The 15,395-nt window shown below is 35.9% G+C and carries 13 protein-coding genes; 5 read left to right on the top strand and 8 right to left on the bottom strand.

Annotation, left to right across the window (positions count from 1 at the left end):
- The first annotated feature begins 1 nt into the window (after position 1).
- The 4 genes from ACZ2V4_RS06480 to ACZ2V4_RS06465 all read left to right on the top strand — a co-directional run bounded on the left by ACZ2V4_RS06480 (position 2) and on the right by ACZ2V4_RS06465 (position 5,743).
- On the top strand, positions 2–769 hold the full coding sequence (locus ACZ2V4_RS06480; protein WP_219493570.1) for a thiazole synthase: 768 nt from the start codon (positions 2–4) through the stop codon (positions 767–769).
- On the top strand, positions 766–1,752 hold the full coding sequence (locus ACZ2V4_RS06475; RefSeq protein ID WP_219493568.1) for a HesA/MoeB/ThiF family protein: 987 nt from the start codon (positions 766–768) through the stop codon (positions 1,750–1,752). The genes ACZ2V4_RS06480 and ACZ2V4_RS06475 overlap by 4 nt, the downstream gene beginning before the upstream one ends.
- Positions 1,753–1,947: 195 nt before the next feature.
- Positions 1,948–4,812: a YhgE/Pip family protein gene (locus ACZ2V4_RS06470; RefSeq protein WP_490514643.1), complete on the top strand. Its 2,865-nt coding sequence runs from the start codon at positions 1,948–1,950 to the stop codon at positions 4,810–4,812.
- Between the two features lie 97 nt (positions 4,813–4,909).
- A complete protein-coding gene (locus ACZ2V4_RS06465) occupies positions 4,910–5,743 on the top strand; it encodes a YitT family protein (RefSeq protein ID WP_219493564.1) in 834 nt (277 codons plus the stop codon).
- 46 nt (positions 5,744–5,789) lie between these two features.
- On the opposite strand, the gene ACZ2V4_RS06460 is transcribed toward ACZ2V4_RS06465, so the two are convergent.
- The 7 genes from ACZ2V4_RS06460 to ACZ2V4_RS06430 form a co-directional block, all read right to left on the bottom strand.
- The gene (locus ACZ2V4_RS06460) at positions 5,790–6,455 is read right to left on the bottom strand and encodes an ABC transporter ATP-binding protein (RefSeq protein ID WP_219493563.1); all 666 of its coding nucleotides are present in this window, start codon (positions 6,453–6,455) and stop codon (positions 5,790–5,792) included.
- A 10-nt stretch (positions 6,456–6,465) separates the two neighbouring features.
- Positions 6,466–7,515, bottom strand: a complete 1,050-nt coding sequence (locus tag ACZ2V4_RS06455) for an ABC transporter permease (protein ID WP_219493561.1) — start codon at positions 7,513–7,515, stop codon at positions 6,466–6,468.
- 139 nt (positions 7,516–7,654) lie between these two features.
- Positions 7,655–8,362 (bottom strand): antiholin-like protein LrgB, encoded by a 708-nt coding sequence (gene lrgB / locus ACZ2V4_RS06450; protein WP_120786239.1) that lies wholly within the window; start codon positions 8,360–8,362, stop codon positions 7,655–7,657.
- 1 nt (position 8,363) lies between these two features.
- Entirely contained in the window at positions 8,364–8,783 is a 420-nt protein-coding gene (lrgA, locus tag ACZ2V4_RS06445) for an antiholin-like murein hydrolase modulator LrgA (protein ID WP_219493560.1), read from the bottom strand.
- A gap of 120 nt (positions 8,784–8,903) precedes the next feature.
- Positions 8,904–9,614: a LytTR family transcriptional regulator DNA-binding domain-containing protein gene (locus tag ACZ2V4_RS06440; RefSeq protein ID WP_219493559.1), complete on the bottom strand. Its 711-nt coding sequence runs from the start codon at positions 9,612–9,614 to the stop codon at positions 8,904–8,906.
- Positions 9,611–11,362, bottom strand: a complete 1,752-nt coding sequence (locus ACZ2V4_RS06435) for a sensor histidine kinase (protein ID WP_219493558.1) — start codon at positions 11,360–11,362, stop codon at positions 9,611–9,613. The genes ACZ2V4_RS06440 and ACZ2V4_RS06435 overlap by 4 nt, the downstream gene beginning before the upstream one ends.
- Before the next feature lie 58 nt (positions 11,363–11,420).
- Complete coding sequence (locus ACZ2V4_RS06430) at positions 11,421–13,166, bottom strand: acyltransferase family protein (RefSeq protein WP_490514642.1); 1,746 nt, start codon at positions 13,164–13,166, stop codon at positions 11,421–11,423.
- A 140-nt stretch (positions 13,167–13,306) separates the two neighbouring features.
- Between ACZ2V4_RS06430 and ACZ2V4_RS06425 the strand changes: the two genes are divergently transcribed.
- Positions 13,307–14,710 carry a protein adenylyltransferase SelO gene (locus ACZ2V4_RS06425; protein ID WP_490514641.1) on the top strand — a complete coding sequence of 468 codons (1,404 nt, stop codon included), beginning with the start codon at positions 13,307–13,309 and terminating at the stop codon, positions 14,708–14,710.
- 45 nt (positions 14,711–14,755) lie between these two features.
- On the opposite strand, the gene ACZ2V4_RS06420 is transcribed toward ACZ2V4_RS06425, so the two are convergent.
- Positions 14,756–15,391, bottom strand: a complete 636-nt coding sequence (locus ACZ2V4_RS06420) for an FMN-dependent NADH-azoreductase (protein ID WP_283722075.1) — start codon at positions 15,389–15,391, stop codon at positions 14,756–14,758.
- Positions 15,392–15,395 lie beyond the last annotated feature (4 nt).

Genomic DNA, 15,395 nt, shown 5'->3' with positions numbered 1-15,395 from the left:
TATGCTAAAGATTGGACCAATAGAACTTGAATCGAGACTCATCCTTGGTACAGGAAAATTTGAAAATGGTGATATACAGCGTGAAGCGGTAGATGCAAGCGAAACGAATGCATTAACGTTCGCTGTGCGACGCATGAACCTCTATGATAAAGACTTACCGAATCCATTAGAATCTGTTGATTTAGATAAATATATTACATTCCCTAATACAGCCGGCGCTAAGACTGCAGAAGAGGCTGTAAAAATTGCTGAGATCGCCCGAGCTGCAGGGATGTGCGATATGATCAAAGTTGAAATTATCGGGGACGGTAAAACATTATTACCCGATGCGATTGAGACGTATAAAGCGTGTGAAATTCTGCTAGAGAGAGGATTTATTGTCTGTCCTTACATTCAATGTGATGTTGTACTTGCGAAGAAACTTGAAACGCTTGGTGCACATGCAATAATGCCACTCGGCTCACCTATCGGGACAGGTCTAGGTGTTAATGATGCCTTGAACTTAAGCTATATTATTGATGCCATCAGTGTACCTGTTATTGTAGACGCAGGTATCGGTTCACCAAGCGATGCTGCATATGCGATGGAGCTTGGTGCAGATGCCGTGCTATTAAATACTGCCGTGAGTCACGCGAAAGACCCTGTGAAGATGGCTGAAGCGATGAAACTCGCAGTTCATGCCGGTTTCCTTGGCGCTGCTGCCGGGAGAATCCCTAAGAAATATACAGCACAAGCATCGAGCCCTACGGAAGGCCTGGAATTTCTATGAGTCGCTATGACAGACAAATAAAAGCATCACAGTTTGGTGAACAAGGTCAGGACAATCTTTCAAAGTCTAAATTTCTTATCATTGGTGCAGGTGCGCTCGGAAGTACAGTCAGTGAAATGCTTGCACGAAGCGGAGCCGCAGAAATCATTATATGTGATATGGATATTGTAAGTTTGTCTAATCTTCATCGACAAAGTTTATATGATGAAACAGATGTTCACCAATATGAATTAAAGGTGGATGCTGTAAAACGTCATCTTTCCCGTATTAATAGTGAAGTAACAGTCACCGCTATCCCCGAAGAGATTACAAGTGATAACTTGAAGCAACTGCTTGAAAAGTTTCAACCAAAGATTGTGATTGATGGTACAGATAATTTTAATACACGTTATGTCATCAATGATATTTGTCACCAACTTAGAATACCTTGGATATACGGTGCTTGTCTCGGGTCTAAGGGAACAGTCTATGCCATAGATTATTCAGTTGCATGTCTACGTTGCCTACTACCCGACCCACCGGATACAGGTCAGAACTGTTCATTAGAGGGAATACTCCCTCAAACAGCACATCTTACTGCTAGCTTACAAGTTTCAGAAGTAATGAAATATATTGCAAAGGGTCGCTTCTCTAATCACTTCATTACATTCGACAGTTTTAATATGAAATTTAAATCAACAGAGGCAACATTTTTCCGCAATAACAACTGTAAAACATGTGGAACGCATGATTATCCAGCTACTACGAGCAATACTCACTATATGACTAAGATGTGTTACGGTAAATACTCTATCAAGTTGCCTAGTAATATCTTCCATAAAGAAATACCAAACACTGTAAAATCAACACCTTTATTTAAAATAATTAAAGTAGATCATGTAACTGTACATTTGTTGAAAGATGGACGTATTATCATTTATGATGTATATAGTAAAGCAGAAGCAAAGTCAATCATTTCTAGCCTTTTCACTATATCAGTATAATTTAATAGGTAAAATTATACTCCTCCTCCTTAAGTAGATTCAATGTTTTTTAAATTTATAATAAGAATGGTCACATAATTACAAATCAATTGTATTTTACAGTGTCATTTGTTATATTAGTATATGCTATTTCAAAATTTGACAATGCCAAATGAATGATTTTTTTTACTATACTAATATAAAGAAGGAGATTAGATGAAAAACGCCTTTCAACTCTTTTTACATGATTTAAAAAACATTAAACGTACACCTTCGTTTATCATACTATTACTTGGATTATCAATCTTACCGTCGTTTTATGCGTGGTTTAATTTGAAGTCTTCTTGGGATCCATACTCCAATACAGAATATTTAAAGGTTGCTGTCATTAACCACGATACTGGCGCAGAGGTCCAAGGCAAGAAAGTAAATGTCGGTAATCAACTCGTCACCAACTTAAAAGAAAATAAAAAGTTCGGATGGGTATTTACAGAAGATTTAAAAGAAGCGAATAAACAGCTAGAATATGGGAATTACTATGCTATCATTCATATTCCAAAGCATTTCTCAGATGACGTTACGAGTATACTTCGCAAAAAGCCAAAACGTGCACATATCGATTATAAAGTGAATCAAAAAATTAATGCCATTGCACCTAAAATGACTAACGCAGGGGCAACAGCCATCACACAATCACTGAACGAAAAATTTGTAGATAGTGCAACAAAAGCGCTACTCGATGAAAGTAATCGTGTTGGAATTAAGATAGAAGATAAATTACCACTTTACCATAAAATTGAAAACTCAGTATATGAAGCAGAAAAAGCAATTCCTGAGATGCAAAAATTTAAAAAAACAGTCAATAAAATTGATAGCCATCAAGGTGATATTACAAAATACGCTGATGAGTTCTATCAACTCAGTGAGTTTGAAGGCAAAATCAATGATGGTGCGGGAAAATTAATTAAAGCAAATGAGCATGCCGCAGATATTAACGCTGCTGGGCAAATGATCATCAATATTAATAACAATATGCCCCAAATTGAAAATGCGCTACAAAAAGCAAATACTATTGAGCAAAAGTTCCCACAAATCAATGATGCTGTCGCTAAAGGCATTCAGGCTACGAGCACAGCTCAAAGTGCAATCACTGGTGCACAAGGTGCAATGCCCGGAGTACATGAAAAAATTAGTAATGCTCAAAACGTAACACAAGGTGTACAAGGTGCAGCAGGTGAAGCCGAACGATTACTAGAAAATAGTACCGAATCTAAGACTAAAAATAGCACAGAGACATCTCTACCTTCAGGTGAAGAACCTTCTTCTGAACAAGCATCTTCAGAAAATGCAACAATAGAACAACCCTCAAGCGAAAAAAATGTTAAAGAGGAAGCAAAACAGACAGAAGCTTTAAAAAAACCAGATCTATTACCTGCTAAACAAGCATTAAATGATGGGTTGCTTGCCATCAGTGAGTTAACGAAAGAAGAAGCTGCAGCGACGCAAGATACTATCAATCAGCTTGATGAACTGAGCAAACAAAGCCCAGGAAGTTCTGAGGTTCTTGCCAAAAATATTGAAGTGTATAAACATAATTTAGAACAATCTATCGCTTACTATAATGAAGTGATCAAACTGATGAATCAGGCTGAAAAGCTTGGACTTGGGGATACATCAAAGATTAATGCACAGTTAAATCAATCTATCGATGCTTTGACAAAACTTAATGCATCACTAGACACAACTTTAAATGGTGCACGAGGTAATGGTAAAGTAAGTTTTGACAATAGTGCTATCCAAAACGCTTTAAAAGCACTCTCGTCACTTGAAGCATTTGCAAGTGCTGATATGAAGCAAATTCTTACAGATGGATTAGCCTCTATTGACAGCAACCTGGATACGATAGCTGGGAAGCTATCAAACGCTAGCCAATTTGCGAATGATGTAGATCGAATACTGGCTGATGCTGTTCAAATAACAAGTAATGCACACGAGACACTGTTAACGATTAATGCTGAACTTCCGGCATTAGAACAAAAATTCAGCCGTATTAACCAGACAGCTCAGGCTAACTTCCCTACCTTTAAATCTAAAGTCGGAGAAGCATCAAATTTTGTAGAAAGCGAGCTCCCGTCTGTACTAGGAGATCTAAATCGTCTAAGTAACTTTGCTGCAAAAGATTTGCCAAGTGTAATGGCTAAGTACAATGAAGCTTCAAAGTTATTACAGAACAACTTACCAGGTGCACAAGATAAGATTCATGAACTTGCGGTATTCTCGAATGAAGAACTACCAGGTATCGAAAAAGAAATTAAACAAGCTGCTGATAAGTTTAGAGAGCTTGATAAAAATGATACGTTCAACAAATTAATCAAATTATTACGCAATGACCTTGAAGATCAATCTGATTACTTTGCTGAACCGATACAACTAGATGAAACACAAGTATTCCCTATTCCAAACTATGGGTCTGCAAGTGCTCCATTCTATACAGTACTCGCTTTATGGGTAGGTGCGCTCTTAAGTGGTAACTTATTGACGACTGAACTTAAAGATAAATCTCTCATCGGTAAATTCTCACTTAGAGAATTATATTTAGGGCGTATGATCTTATTCTTATTACTGAGCGTTGCTCAATCTACAATTGTAGTCTTAGGTAATCTCTTTATTCTGGATGCTTATGCTAAGCATCCGGTATACAATGTTCTATTCGCAATACTTGTGGGACTTGCATTTACAATAATGGTCTATACTCTTGTGAGTTTATTAGGAAATATCGGTAAAGCTATCGCAATCGTTATTATGGTATTGCAAATTGCAGGAGGCGGGGGTACATTTCCGATTCAAGTCACACCTAAATTCTTCCAGACAATCCATCCATTCTTACCATTCACCTATGCTGTAGATTTGCTACGTGAAGCGGTCGGAGGAATTGTTCCTGAAATTGCATTCACTAAACTCGGTATGCTCTATTTAATTGCTGGCTTAACGTTTGCATTTGGCTTAGCACTCAAACCTAGATTTGAACCGATTAAAAAAGGGTTTTATGCAAGAAGTAAAGCAAGTAATCTTGTTGAATAAATTATATTAAAGCTCGGACAGTGAACTGCTGTTCGAGCTTTTATAGCTATATGTACTTTGTTATAATAGTAATTATTATGTAGGAAAGGGTTTTTTAATGAAGTATCAAAATCATATTCTATTTAAATTAATCATTACAATAATAGGTTCATTTCTAATTGCAGTAGCATTCAATTTGTTCTTATTACCTCACGGAGTGCTTAGTAGTGGTGTCAGTGGTATTGCATTGTTGCTGCATATATTAACAAATTTTGATGCAGGAGTCTTAAATTTACTGCTCAACATACCCCTGATATTTCTTGGGATATGGAAATTAAATCGTTCTATTATTGCTAATACTGTACTCAGCGTAATATTTATCTCTCTCTTTATGACATTTATACCTATCACTAAAGTCTCTCATGAACTTTTTGTGAATGTTATATTCGGCGGCGTCTTAGTCGGCATCGGGGTTGGTATCATATTAAAGCATTCTGGTACTACTGGCGGCATGGATATTGTTGCCATGATTATTAGCCAGCATAGTAATATGTCTATAGGGCTAGTCATGACAATATTAAATGGTATCATCATTCTTTGCTCTGGTTTCTTCTTTAACTGGAATATTGCTCTATTAACCCTATTATCTATTTATATAACGGGTAAGACCGTTGATATGATTTTCACTTCTCATATCAAGCTGACTGCTACAATTGTAACGTCTAACGTCAATGCTGTTAAACAAGGACTAATCGACGAAATTTATCGCGGTATCACCATCACTGAAGTAATAGGGGGTTACTCTAACAATAAGCAGCATATGATTACGATGGTGCTCACTCGTTATGAGTTGCCTGAAGTGATTCGTATCGCAAAAGAGAATGATCCTAAATGCTTTATTAATGTATACCAAACGACAGAAGTCCATGGCAATTTTGCGAGAAATAGTTAAATAAAATAATCCATAAGCTTAAATCGCTTATGGATTATTTTTATGGTTATTTCCTTGTCAGTTTTCCATCATTCATTTCATAAATTTCATCGAAATATTCTAATAAACGATGGTCATGTGTTACAACGATACCTGCTTTATCTTTTGATTTCACTTCTTCTCTTAATAACTTGATTACTTCTATGGCTTTCTCGCCGTCCAAACTTGCTGTCGGTTCATCTGCTAGTATAATTGAAGGGTTTGTATATAATGCTTTTAAGATTGCCACGCGCTGTCTCTGACCGCCTGAGAGTTCATTTGGTAATTGATTCAACACTTTACTTAAACCAAGATGTTCAAGCTCATGCTTTAACTCTCCCTCAGACATATGATCTTTCTTTACTTTATCCAGCAATTTAAATTGATCTTTTACTTTTAAGAAAGGTACTAAGTTAGAAGCTTGAAGAATAAATCCAATTTCGTTCAATCTTACTTTGGAGCGCTTCTTTTCACTAAAGCTTGAAACATCTTTTCCGTTGATGATTATCTCACCTTCTGTAGGACCTTGAAGCAAACCTGCAATCGTCAATAATGTGCTCTTTCCAGAACCTGATGGTCCGATAATTGCAACGAGCTTCCCTTTATCTATACTAAAATCTACTGGTTTCAACGCCTCAACATATGTTTGCTCTTTACCAAAGCTTTTACGCACTTGTTTCATTTCAAGAATCATATTATCCCTCCTACTCTATCGTCTTAAGGGGATCTACTTTTCGAATCGAGCGAATCGAGAAGAGTCCACCGATGATTGCTGTAATCATAATTGTTAATCCAAAGATTGCGATTTTATCCCATTCAAACTTGATCGGCACCACGTCAGGTATAATCATAGCTGTACCTATCGTCAGCAATAAGGCAATCAATACTGCGATAATTGATAGAATAAGTGTTTGAATCATTAATGATTTTGCGAGAAAACTGTTGCTAATGCCTTGCGCTTTAAGCAAACCAAAGACAGGCTCTTTCTGGATTGTAATGACATATAAGAATATACCGATAATAAATGCTGATATCGCAAATAAGAAATAACTCATAATATCCAGTGTCAACTTTTGTTCTGTGTATCCAGGAAGCTTTTTGATAAAATTTTCTTTCTCAATCATTTGTAGATCGTTATCGATCACTTTATCTTTAAACGCTTTATCTTTAACAAAGAATGCATTTTCTTTACCTTTTAATTTATTCATAGATAACTGGTCTAATGTAGCATCATTCGCATATAATACTGCTGCAGCATTATACTTTGAGTTTTGAGTAAAACCGACAATCTTTAAATCTTCATCGCTCCCTGCGATATCTAGCGTGTCACCAAGCTTAAATCCTTTCGTTTTAAGGGAATCATTGGCAACGACTTCAAAGTTTTTATTAAACAGTTTTCCTTCTGTCACTTTTGGTTTTAAAAACTCATTTTTCTTTATTCCAAATAGCAATGTATTCTGTTTATTATTGCCTTTAGCAATAATGACAGGTAAATTTTTTACACCTGCGACTTTATCAAATTTACCCTCTATAGCATCTTCATCCATAATCGACTGCGCAACGTTCTGATTTGATTCTTTTGTCACAATCACCGCGTCAGGATTCCATGTGTCAATAGCTTCACGGTTCATTCCCATAAGTCCATTAGAAAGACCAGAAATTAAAAACAGCAAATAGGACACAAGCACGAGTACACCGATAATCAGACTAAATTTCAATTTGTTATGTATCACTTCTTTCCACGCTAAAAACATTGCCTACCTCCTGATATATGTCTATTCATATCATACTACTTATTTTAATTTTGCATAAGAATTTCCACCTAAAAAAACCGAGACATATTTGTCTCGGTGTGTGAATTGATGATATATTTTTAATTTTTATATCTAATTGTTAAAGGAGAATACTTGTTAATATCGGAACGATAACAACCACTACAACACCTACAAGAACGAGTGCGATACTTGCCATAGACGTTTCCGTTTCTCCTAGTTCTGTTGCTGCTGACACACCTAGTGCGTGTCCGCTCGTACCAAGTGCAAGACCTCTTGCAATTGGATTAGAGATTTTGAAGAAACGCAGCATTTTATTTCCTAGGGCATAAATAATCACTGCATTTAGAATAACTGCCAATGATGTCAGTTCTGGCACCCCACCAATACCAGCAGATACTGGTAAAGCGATCGCTGTTGTTGCTGCTTGAGGTAACATTGATGCAATAATCTGTGTACCAAATCCAAATAGTTTTGCTACTCCATATATACCTAACATCGCAGCCGCTGTACCAAGTGACAAACCACCGATGATATGTAACCAATACTTTTGTAATACGTCGCGCTTTTTATAAAGAGGAATCGCGAAGCAAATCGTTGCAGGTTCTAAGAAGAAGCTAATAATACTTCCACCTTTACTATAGGTGTCATAGCTGATACCTGTTATAGATAAGAATGCAATCCCGAACACCATTCCGACAAAGAGTGGTGCAAATAAGAAAAAGCCATTTGTTTTCTTGAATAAATATTGACCTAACATAAAAGGTAATATCGTTAATAATATTCCGAAGTATACAGAGTTAATACCTAAATGGTCAAGTAATGTCATATTAGCGCACCTCTATTCCTTTTAAGTTTTTTGTTTCTTTTGGCTCTTCTACTTTTGATTCTGTCATCTTCACGATTATCTGAGAGAAGAATCCTGTACATAATAGTAATAATAAGGTTGAGATAAAGATCAGACCTAATATTAATATTGGATTTTCAGCTATTAGTCCTAATGATTTTACTACTGAGATTCCTGCTGGTACGAACAACAGTCCGATATTATCTGTAAGTGCGGTTCCAACGGTTTCTACTTGCCCGAGCTTTATAATTCCAGTACATAAACAGATGAAGAGCAGTATAAGTCCGATAACTGATGCAGGCATTGGAATTGGCATGAAGCTTTCAATCATCTTGGAAATAAGTAACACAACTGAGATTACTGATACTTGATGAAAGAAATTATATGTTTTTTCTTTTGTCATTTTAAATGACCTCCCGTGTTTTATCTTGAGTACATCATACCGCTTAAACATTGATTTGTGAGAGCTTTCACGATGAAATGCAAAAATCATATGCTGAAATGCAAAAAAATAGGACTCAAATTATTCGAGTCCTATTTCGTGCTTAAATTGCTTTATATATGATCTTGAAACCTGTAATTTTATGTCTTTCGTCAACTTCACTTGATAGGTGTAATTAAACCATTGTTCTGCTGACTTAATATGATGCTTGTTAATAATACTAGATCGATGTATGCGCATAAATACATTCTCTGGAAGCTTCTTTTCAAATGCACTTAATGGTTCATGAATCGCATATTCTGAGTTTACAGTGACGATATTTAATTGCCCTTCTTCTACATACAAGGCGATAATATCCTGTATATTAATGACATAGATTTTGTCATCGATCTGTATCGATAAGGTTGGCAATTTCGACTCTTGATTTGTGTTTATAGATGAGACTTTTGCTTTATTAAGTGCTGCCTCAATACGCTTTTGTTCGAATGGTTTTAATATATAATCTAATGCATTCAATTCAAACGCCTTCACAGCAAAACTATCATGTGCTGTAGCAAAGACAATCTTAGGCGGATGCTTCATCTTGTTAATCTTTTCAGCAAGTTCAAGGCCACTTTCATCAATCAAATTGATATCCAAAAACAACAATTCATACGTTTCTGATAATAATGAGGTCAATGTTTCTTCTATAGAATCCGCTTCATCAATAACTAATGTACCATCAATGTTATTGAGTAAGTAACGCAATTCATTTCTTGCCAGGGGTTCATCATCTACAACTAATATTCTCATGCATCTTCCTCCCTCTCTAAAGGTATAGATGTATAAAATTTAGTACCTGTATCACTTGTCGTGAAATTCAGTCGCGCATTGCTATTATACAATCCAATAAGACGTTTATTTAAGTTCTCAAGTGCGCTCCCGGTCCCGGAAGTAGACGCAACTTCATTGTGTCCGATATGCACGCGTTTTTCTTCCGGAATACCAAATCCATTATCTTCTACTGATATTTCAATTGTCTGATGTCCTTCTTTCACCTTTACGTAAACATCGTTACCAGACTTTCTATTATGAAACGCATGTTTAAATGCGTTTTCAACTAATATTTGAATGATAAATGGCGGCACTTTTGCATACTTTAACCCTTCATCTATATCAAAATGAATGTTAAAACGTTCGGGAAATCGTGCTTGTTCCAGCGATAAATAAGCTTCTACTTGTTGAATTTCTTTTTCAATTGTGATGCTCGTGCTTTTTGCGCCTTGTAAATTCGAACGGAAAAAGTTACTTAAATTAAGCAGAAGTTCTCTTGCTTTCTCGCTATCTACACGGATAAGCGCTGATATTGTATTCATCGCATTAAAGAAAAAATGTGGATTCACTTGTGCTTGTAATGATTTAATTTCCGCGTCTTTCAATAATTTAGATTGCGTTTCTATTTCACCGAGTTCAATCTGACTTGAGAATATATTCGCTAATCCTTCAGCAAGGCGTCGTTCGACATAAGTTAATTTATTGCTATCGGTAAAGTACAGTTTTAATGTGCCTGTTACTTCGTTATGTACGTATAAAGGGATAACAATCGCACCTTCAAGCGGGCATCCAGGATGCGTACAACCAATTTCATGCCTATTATGTGCTTCTTTAATTTCACCGGATTTAATAACTTGTTTCGACAGGTCAGTAATAATTTTCTTGCGCGGCACATGATGATCACTTGCTGCTCCGACGTGCGCTAATATATCCGTCTTATTAGTGATTGATACAGCCGATACTTTCATTAAGTCTTTTATAATTTGCGCTGCCTGTGTCGCAGATACTTCATTCAATCCAGCTCTGAAATAAGGTAATGTTTGATTCGCCAGGTTCAATACATCATGCGTCTGTACAGCACGCATACGTTGTTCCTGCTGAATTGTAGAAATAATAATGGACAAGAATATAGCAACACCCAAACTATTAATCAGTATCATCGGTAAAGCAATGAGTTTCACAATATCTAAGGCATATTCTGTATTCGAAGCAAAAACAATGATACAGATCATCTGAATAACTTCCATAATTGCACCGAGTATTACTCCAGTAAAGACATTAGGATAACGATTATTTTTCATCGCACGATAACCGAAATACCCCGAAGCAAGACCAATAAGTGCCGATGATACAACATATGTATATGCATCTATCCCACCAATTAGATAACGAGTAATTCCTGATACAATCCCAACTCCGATACCGACAATAGGTCCACCTATTAAGCCCGCAACACTTATTGTAAGTACGCGTGTATTCGCAATAACTGCATCGTCTGATATCCTACTGAATATCTGGCTTGATAATATTTCATTATTACGTATTTCAACACCTGTAAAGTTGGATACAGCTGCAAATAAACCAAATACGATTAATAATTGTATTTGAGAAGATAACTTTGAGCGTTCAGACATCATCTTCTTAAAGTAAGGGACGTTCATCAATAAATATGCGACAATAATAATCAATCCAACACGCTCTAACAATAGAATAAACAAACTAAACATAATATACCTCCACCATCATTATAACGTGAACAATTAGAGCTTGTCAGAAAAAGAAATATTATTCCCTATTTTCTTCGAAGTTAATAAGTGCTTCATATATGAGCGACACCATACGTTTACTCCCTGGATACTCAAGATGTATACCATCAGGTGCAAAGTATTCTGTATGGCCCTGTGAAGTTTCATACCAATCAATAATATGGACGTTCTTATATAAACGAGCAGCTTTATACATCTCTTCATTAACGTGTGCTTCATAATCTTTTGGAACTCTGGAAGTCACAAGAAATACTTGCGCTTTATCAAATTTAGATAACAAAATGTTCATCTGAACATCCTCAAAATCTCCATTTGTTCCGATAAATAGGATGACGACTCCATCCTTATGATTAAATGAGTGATATTTATCGGCAACATTCAATGCTTTATATATATTTCGCCCTACTTCGCCGTCTACAGTAGCATTCGGCAATACTTCTTTCAATTGATTATTTATATCAACAAGTACAGAATCACCGATAAGTAACGGCGTAGCATTCTTCACTAATTGTTCGGTCGTTTCATCCGGTGTCAATGGGCTAATACGTTTTATATCAGGAATATTAGATAGTGTCTTCGTAATTTCATGATGCATTTGCGGTTGTTCGGCTTTAACGACAGATAATAAGTAAGGTGTAGAAATACATAAATACAAAGTTACAATAACTGTAATAAAATATTTAATAGACATTATTGTAAATACTTTAAAACCATTTAATCGATATGGACGTTCAATTAACTTATAGCTCAATACTGCCAGCACGATTGTGAGCATCACAGATGAAATATGGATATAAATAGGAATTTGCCCTTGAACAAAATGTTTTTGCATCAATACTATCACCGGATAATGCCATAAATATAAGCTATATGAATATTTCCCAATCACCGTCAGCGGCTTTATACCAAGTAGCTTGCTCATTATAGATGATGGATGAACTGCTGCCATAATAATCAATAATGTAAAGATCCCAAGTATATAGAATCCACCATTAAATAAAAATGCACTGTGCTCATTTAGCTTATAGATACTATACATTAAGACTATTAAACCTATGAAGCCTAGAAAATCAATGATGACTACTAAAATTCTCGGTGCATCTTGCTTCAATTTAAATGCCGGCCATATAAATGCACACATTACTCCTAACAGCAATGTCTGAAGACGCGTGTCCGTACCAAAGTATATACGCGACACATTTGCAGCAGGGTCATAGAGTGTTAACATCAATATCGCTGACAATATAGAAACAACAAAAAATAATAGCAGTATTTTCTTTTTAGACCATTTGTTAAGGAATAGCATCAATGTTAACGGAAATAACAAATAGAACTGTTCTTCGATGGCAAGCGACCATAAATGTTCAAGTGGTCTAGCTTCAAAACTTTCAAAATAACTAAGTCCATCAAATATATACCACCAGTTCGAAATATATAATAATGCTGCAATAACATCTTTCTTAAGTTGATATAATAACGATTGATCAAAAAATATGATATATTGAATCACGATAAGTATCATAAATAATACCGGTGGGAAAAGTCGTTTCATTCGGCGTATCCAGAATTGGAGAATATTGATTGTTCCAGTTTTTTCATATTCGTTTATCAATAACATTGCAATTAAATAACCAGATATGACAAAGAAAGTGTCAACGCCAAGAAACCCCCCGGGCAGCCATTTTGGATTTAAGTGAAATATTATAATCGCAATAACTGCAATTGCTCTAATCCCATCTAATCCAGGAAGATATTTTCGATTCATATGTCTAGCCATCCTTTTAACAATTCTGTAATATATTTGTTACACATTCTTAATAATACACGCTTTATCAATTAACAACAATATTAAAATGTTAAATTTTATTGAAAATATTGTTAAATATTCCATGAAAGGAGTACTTCATGAATTTTTTTAACTTCGATACAACCTATACGAATTTAAATGAGATTTTTTATGTGATTAATAATCCACACTCTTTTTCTCATCCTGAATATGTGCTATTTAATGATGGATTAGCTCTTGAACTAAATATATCTCTCCAACTAAAGGCACACCCTGAAATATTAACAGGAAGCACTGTTATTGATGGAACACGTCCATTTTCTACTGCCTACGCAGGACATCAATTCGGGAACTTTACGATGCTTGGAGATGGCAGACAGCATATATTAGGTGAACACATTACACCTCAAAATAAACGATACGATATTCAACTTAAAGGATCTGGTCGCACGCGCTTCTCTCGTTCTGGGGATGGAAAAGCTACGCTCGGACCGATGCTGCGTGAATATATCATCAGTGAAGCCATGCATCACTTAAATATACCTACAACAAGAAGTCTTGCAATTTGTTCAACAGGAGAAAAAGTTTTACGCGAAAACATGCTGCCTGGTGCGGTCCTTACAAGAACTGCTAACAGTAATATCCGAGTAGGAACATTTGAATATGCTGCCCGTACAGCATATGAACACTTAAAAGAACTTGCAGATTATACAATCGACAGACACTTTCCTGATTTAATACACACTAATAATAAGTATTTGAAGTTATTAGATACTGTAATCGACAAACAAGCGCAGTTGATTGCACAGTGGCAGTCTGTTGGTTTTATACATGGTGTAATGAATACTGATAATATGACAATCAGCGGGGAAACGATAGATTATGGGCCATGTGCATTTATGGACTATTATCATACACATACTGTATTTAGTTCTATCGATATGCAAGGACGTTATGCTTATATCAATCAGCCTGCAATTGGGTTATGGAATTTAACTCGATTTGCCGAGACTTTATTACCTTTAATTCATACTGATGAACATGAAGCGATTCATCTAGCCGAGTCCGCACTTGAGAAGTTTCAGCATAGCTATACGGTATATTACAGAACAATGATGGGACAGAAAATCGGTATTAAGTCACCGAGCGAAGAAGATATGGTGCTGATTGATGAGCTGTTATCGCTTATGGAGCAACATGAAATGGACTATACAAATACTTTTCTAGCTTTACAAAATGAAGAAACATCTTCACTTGAATCTTTATCATCATGGATAACGAAATGGCAAGATAGACTCAAAACCGAAAAAGATCCAATTCAATTGATGCGTAAGGTTAATCCAGTTGTGATTCCTAGAAATCATATTGTAGAAGAAGCTTTAGATGATGCCATTCACGGCGATTTATCTGCTGTAAAAGCTTTACTGCAAGTACTATCACAGCCCTTTAATCCAGATCATGCTGATAGATATAAGCAGCCCGGGCCGAAAGATAGACCCTATCAAACATATTGCGGAACATAAAAAAGCGGAGAGATTGCTACAGTCTCTCCGCTTCATTCGTTTATATTAAAATGTTTTTCCTAATGCTTCTGCACGACGTACACCGTCTGCTTTAATTTCTTCTGCTTTCTCTGGCATTTGATTATGGCCTTCGATAACTAATTCTTCAACACTTGGCACACCGAAGAATCCAAGAATTGTTTGTAAGTAACGGTTACCTAATTCCAAGTCTGCTGCTGGTCCTTCTGAATAAATACCACCACGTGATTGAATAAGTAATGCTTTTTTGTCTGTTAATAATCCTACAGCACCTTCTGCTGTGTATTTGAAAGCTTTTCCCGCTACAGCGACAGCATCGATATATGCTTTAACTACTGCTGGGAATGACAGGTTCCACATCGGCGTAACGAATACGTATTTATCTGCTGCTGCAAATTCGTCACTTAATTCATTTAAACGAGCAACTTTTTGTTGTTCTGTTTCAGATAACGCTTCGAATCCTTTACCTGATTGTAATTTACCCCAACCATCAAATACTTCTTTATCGATTAATGGAATGAATGTGTCATAAAGATCGATATGCACAACTTCGTGATCTGGATTTGATTGTTTATAGCTTTCGATAAATGATTTACCTGCTGCCATAGAATTTGAAACTGTTTCGTCATTTGGATGACCTGTAATATATAATACTTTTGTCATAATA

It is taken from the genome of Macrococcus sp. CoH-51_TC_04 (assembly GCF_058188655.1).
Note: the sequence above shows the minus strand (reverse complement) of the source record. Positions and strands in the feature narration are given on the sequence as shown.

Bases quoted from the DNA above. Each gene is read 5' to 3' on its own strand.
- ACZ2V4_RS06430 (WP_490514642.1), bottom strand. From the start codon at position 13,166: ATGAATCGAAAATATCTTCCTGGATTAGATGGGATTAGAGCAATTGCA.
- ACZ2V4_RS06425 (WP_490514641.1), top strand. From the start codon at position 13,307: ATGAATTTTTTTAACTTCGATACAACCTATACGAATTTAAATGAGATT.
- ACZ2V4_RS06470 (WP_490514643.1), top strand. From the start codon at position 1,948: ATGAAAAACGCCTTTCAACTCTTTTTACATGATTTAAAAAACATTAAA.
- ACZ2V4_RS06465 (WP_219493564.1), top strand. From the start codon at position 4,910: ATGAAGTATCAAAATCATATTCTATTTAAATTAATCATTACAATAATA.
- ACZ2V4_RS06455 (WP_219493561.1), bottom strand. From the start codon at position 7,515: ATGTTTTTAGCGTGGAAAGAAGTGATACATAACAAATTGAAATTTAGT.
- ACZ2V4_RS06440 (WP_219493559.1), bottom strand. From the start codon at position 9,614: ATGAGAATATTAGTTGTAGATGATGAACCCCTGGCAAGAAATGAATTG.
- ACZ2V4_RS06460 (WP_219493563.1), bottom strand. From the start codon at position 6,455: ATGATTCTTGAAATGAAACAAGTGCGTAAAAGCTTTGGTAAAGAGCAA.
- ACZ2V4_RS06420 (WP_283722075.1), bottom strand. From the start codon at position 15,391: ATGACAAAAGTATTATATATTACAGGTCATCCAAATGACGAAACAGTT.
- ACZ2V4_RS06480 (WP_219493570.1), top strand. From the start codon at position 2: ATGCTAAAGATTGGACCAATAGAACTTGAATCGAGACTCATCCTTGGT.
- ACZ2V4_RS06435 (WP_219493558.1), bottom strand. From the start codon at position 11,362: ATGTTTAGTTTGTTTATTCTATTGTTAGAGCGTGTTGGATTGATTATT.
- ACZ2V4_RS06475 (WP_219493568.1), top strand. From the start codon at position 766: ATGAGTCGCTATGACAGACAAATAAAAGCATCACAGTTTGGTGAACAA.
- lrgB (WP_120786239.1), bottom strand. From the start codon at position 8,362: ATGACATTACTTGACCATTTAGGTATTAACTCTGTATACTTCGGAATA.
- lrgA (WP_219493560.1), bottom strand. From the start codon at position 8,783: ATGACAAAAGAAAAAACATATAATTTCTTTCATCAAGTATCAGTAATC.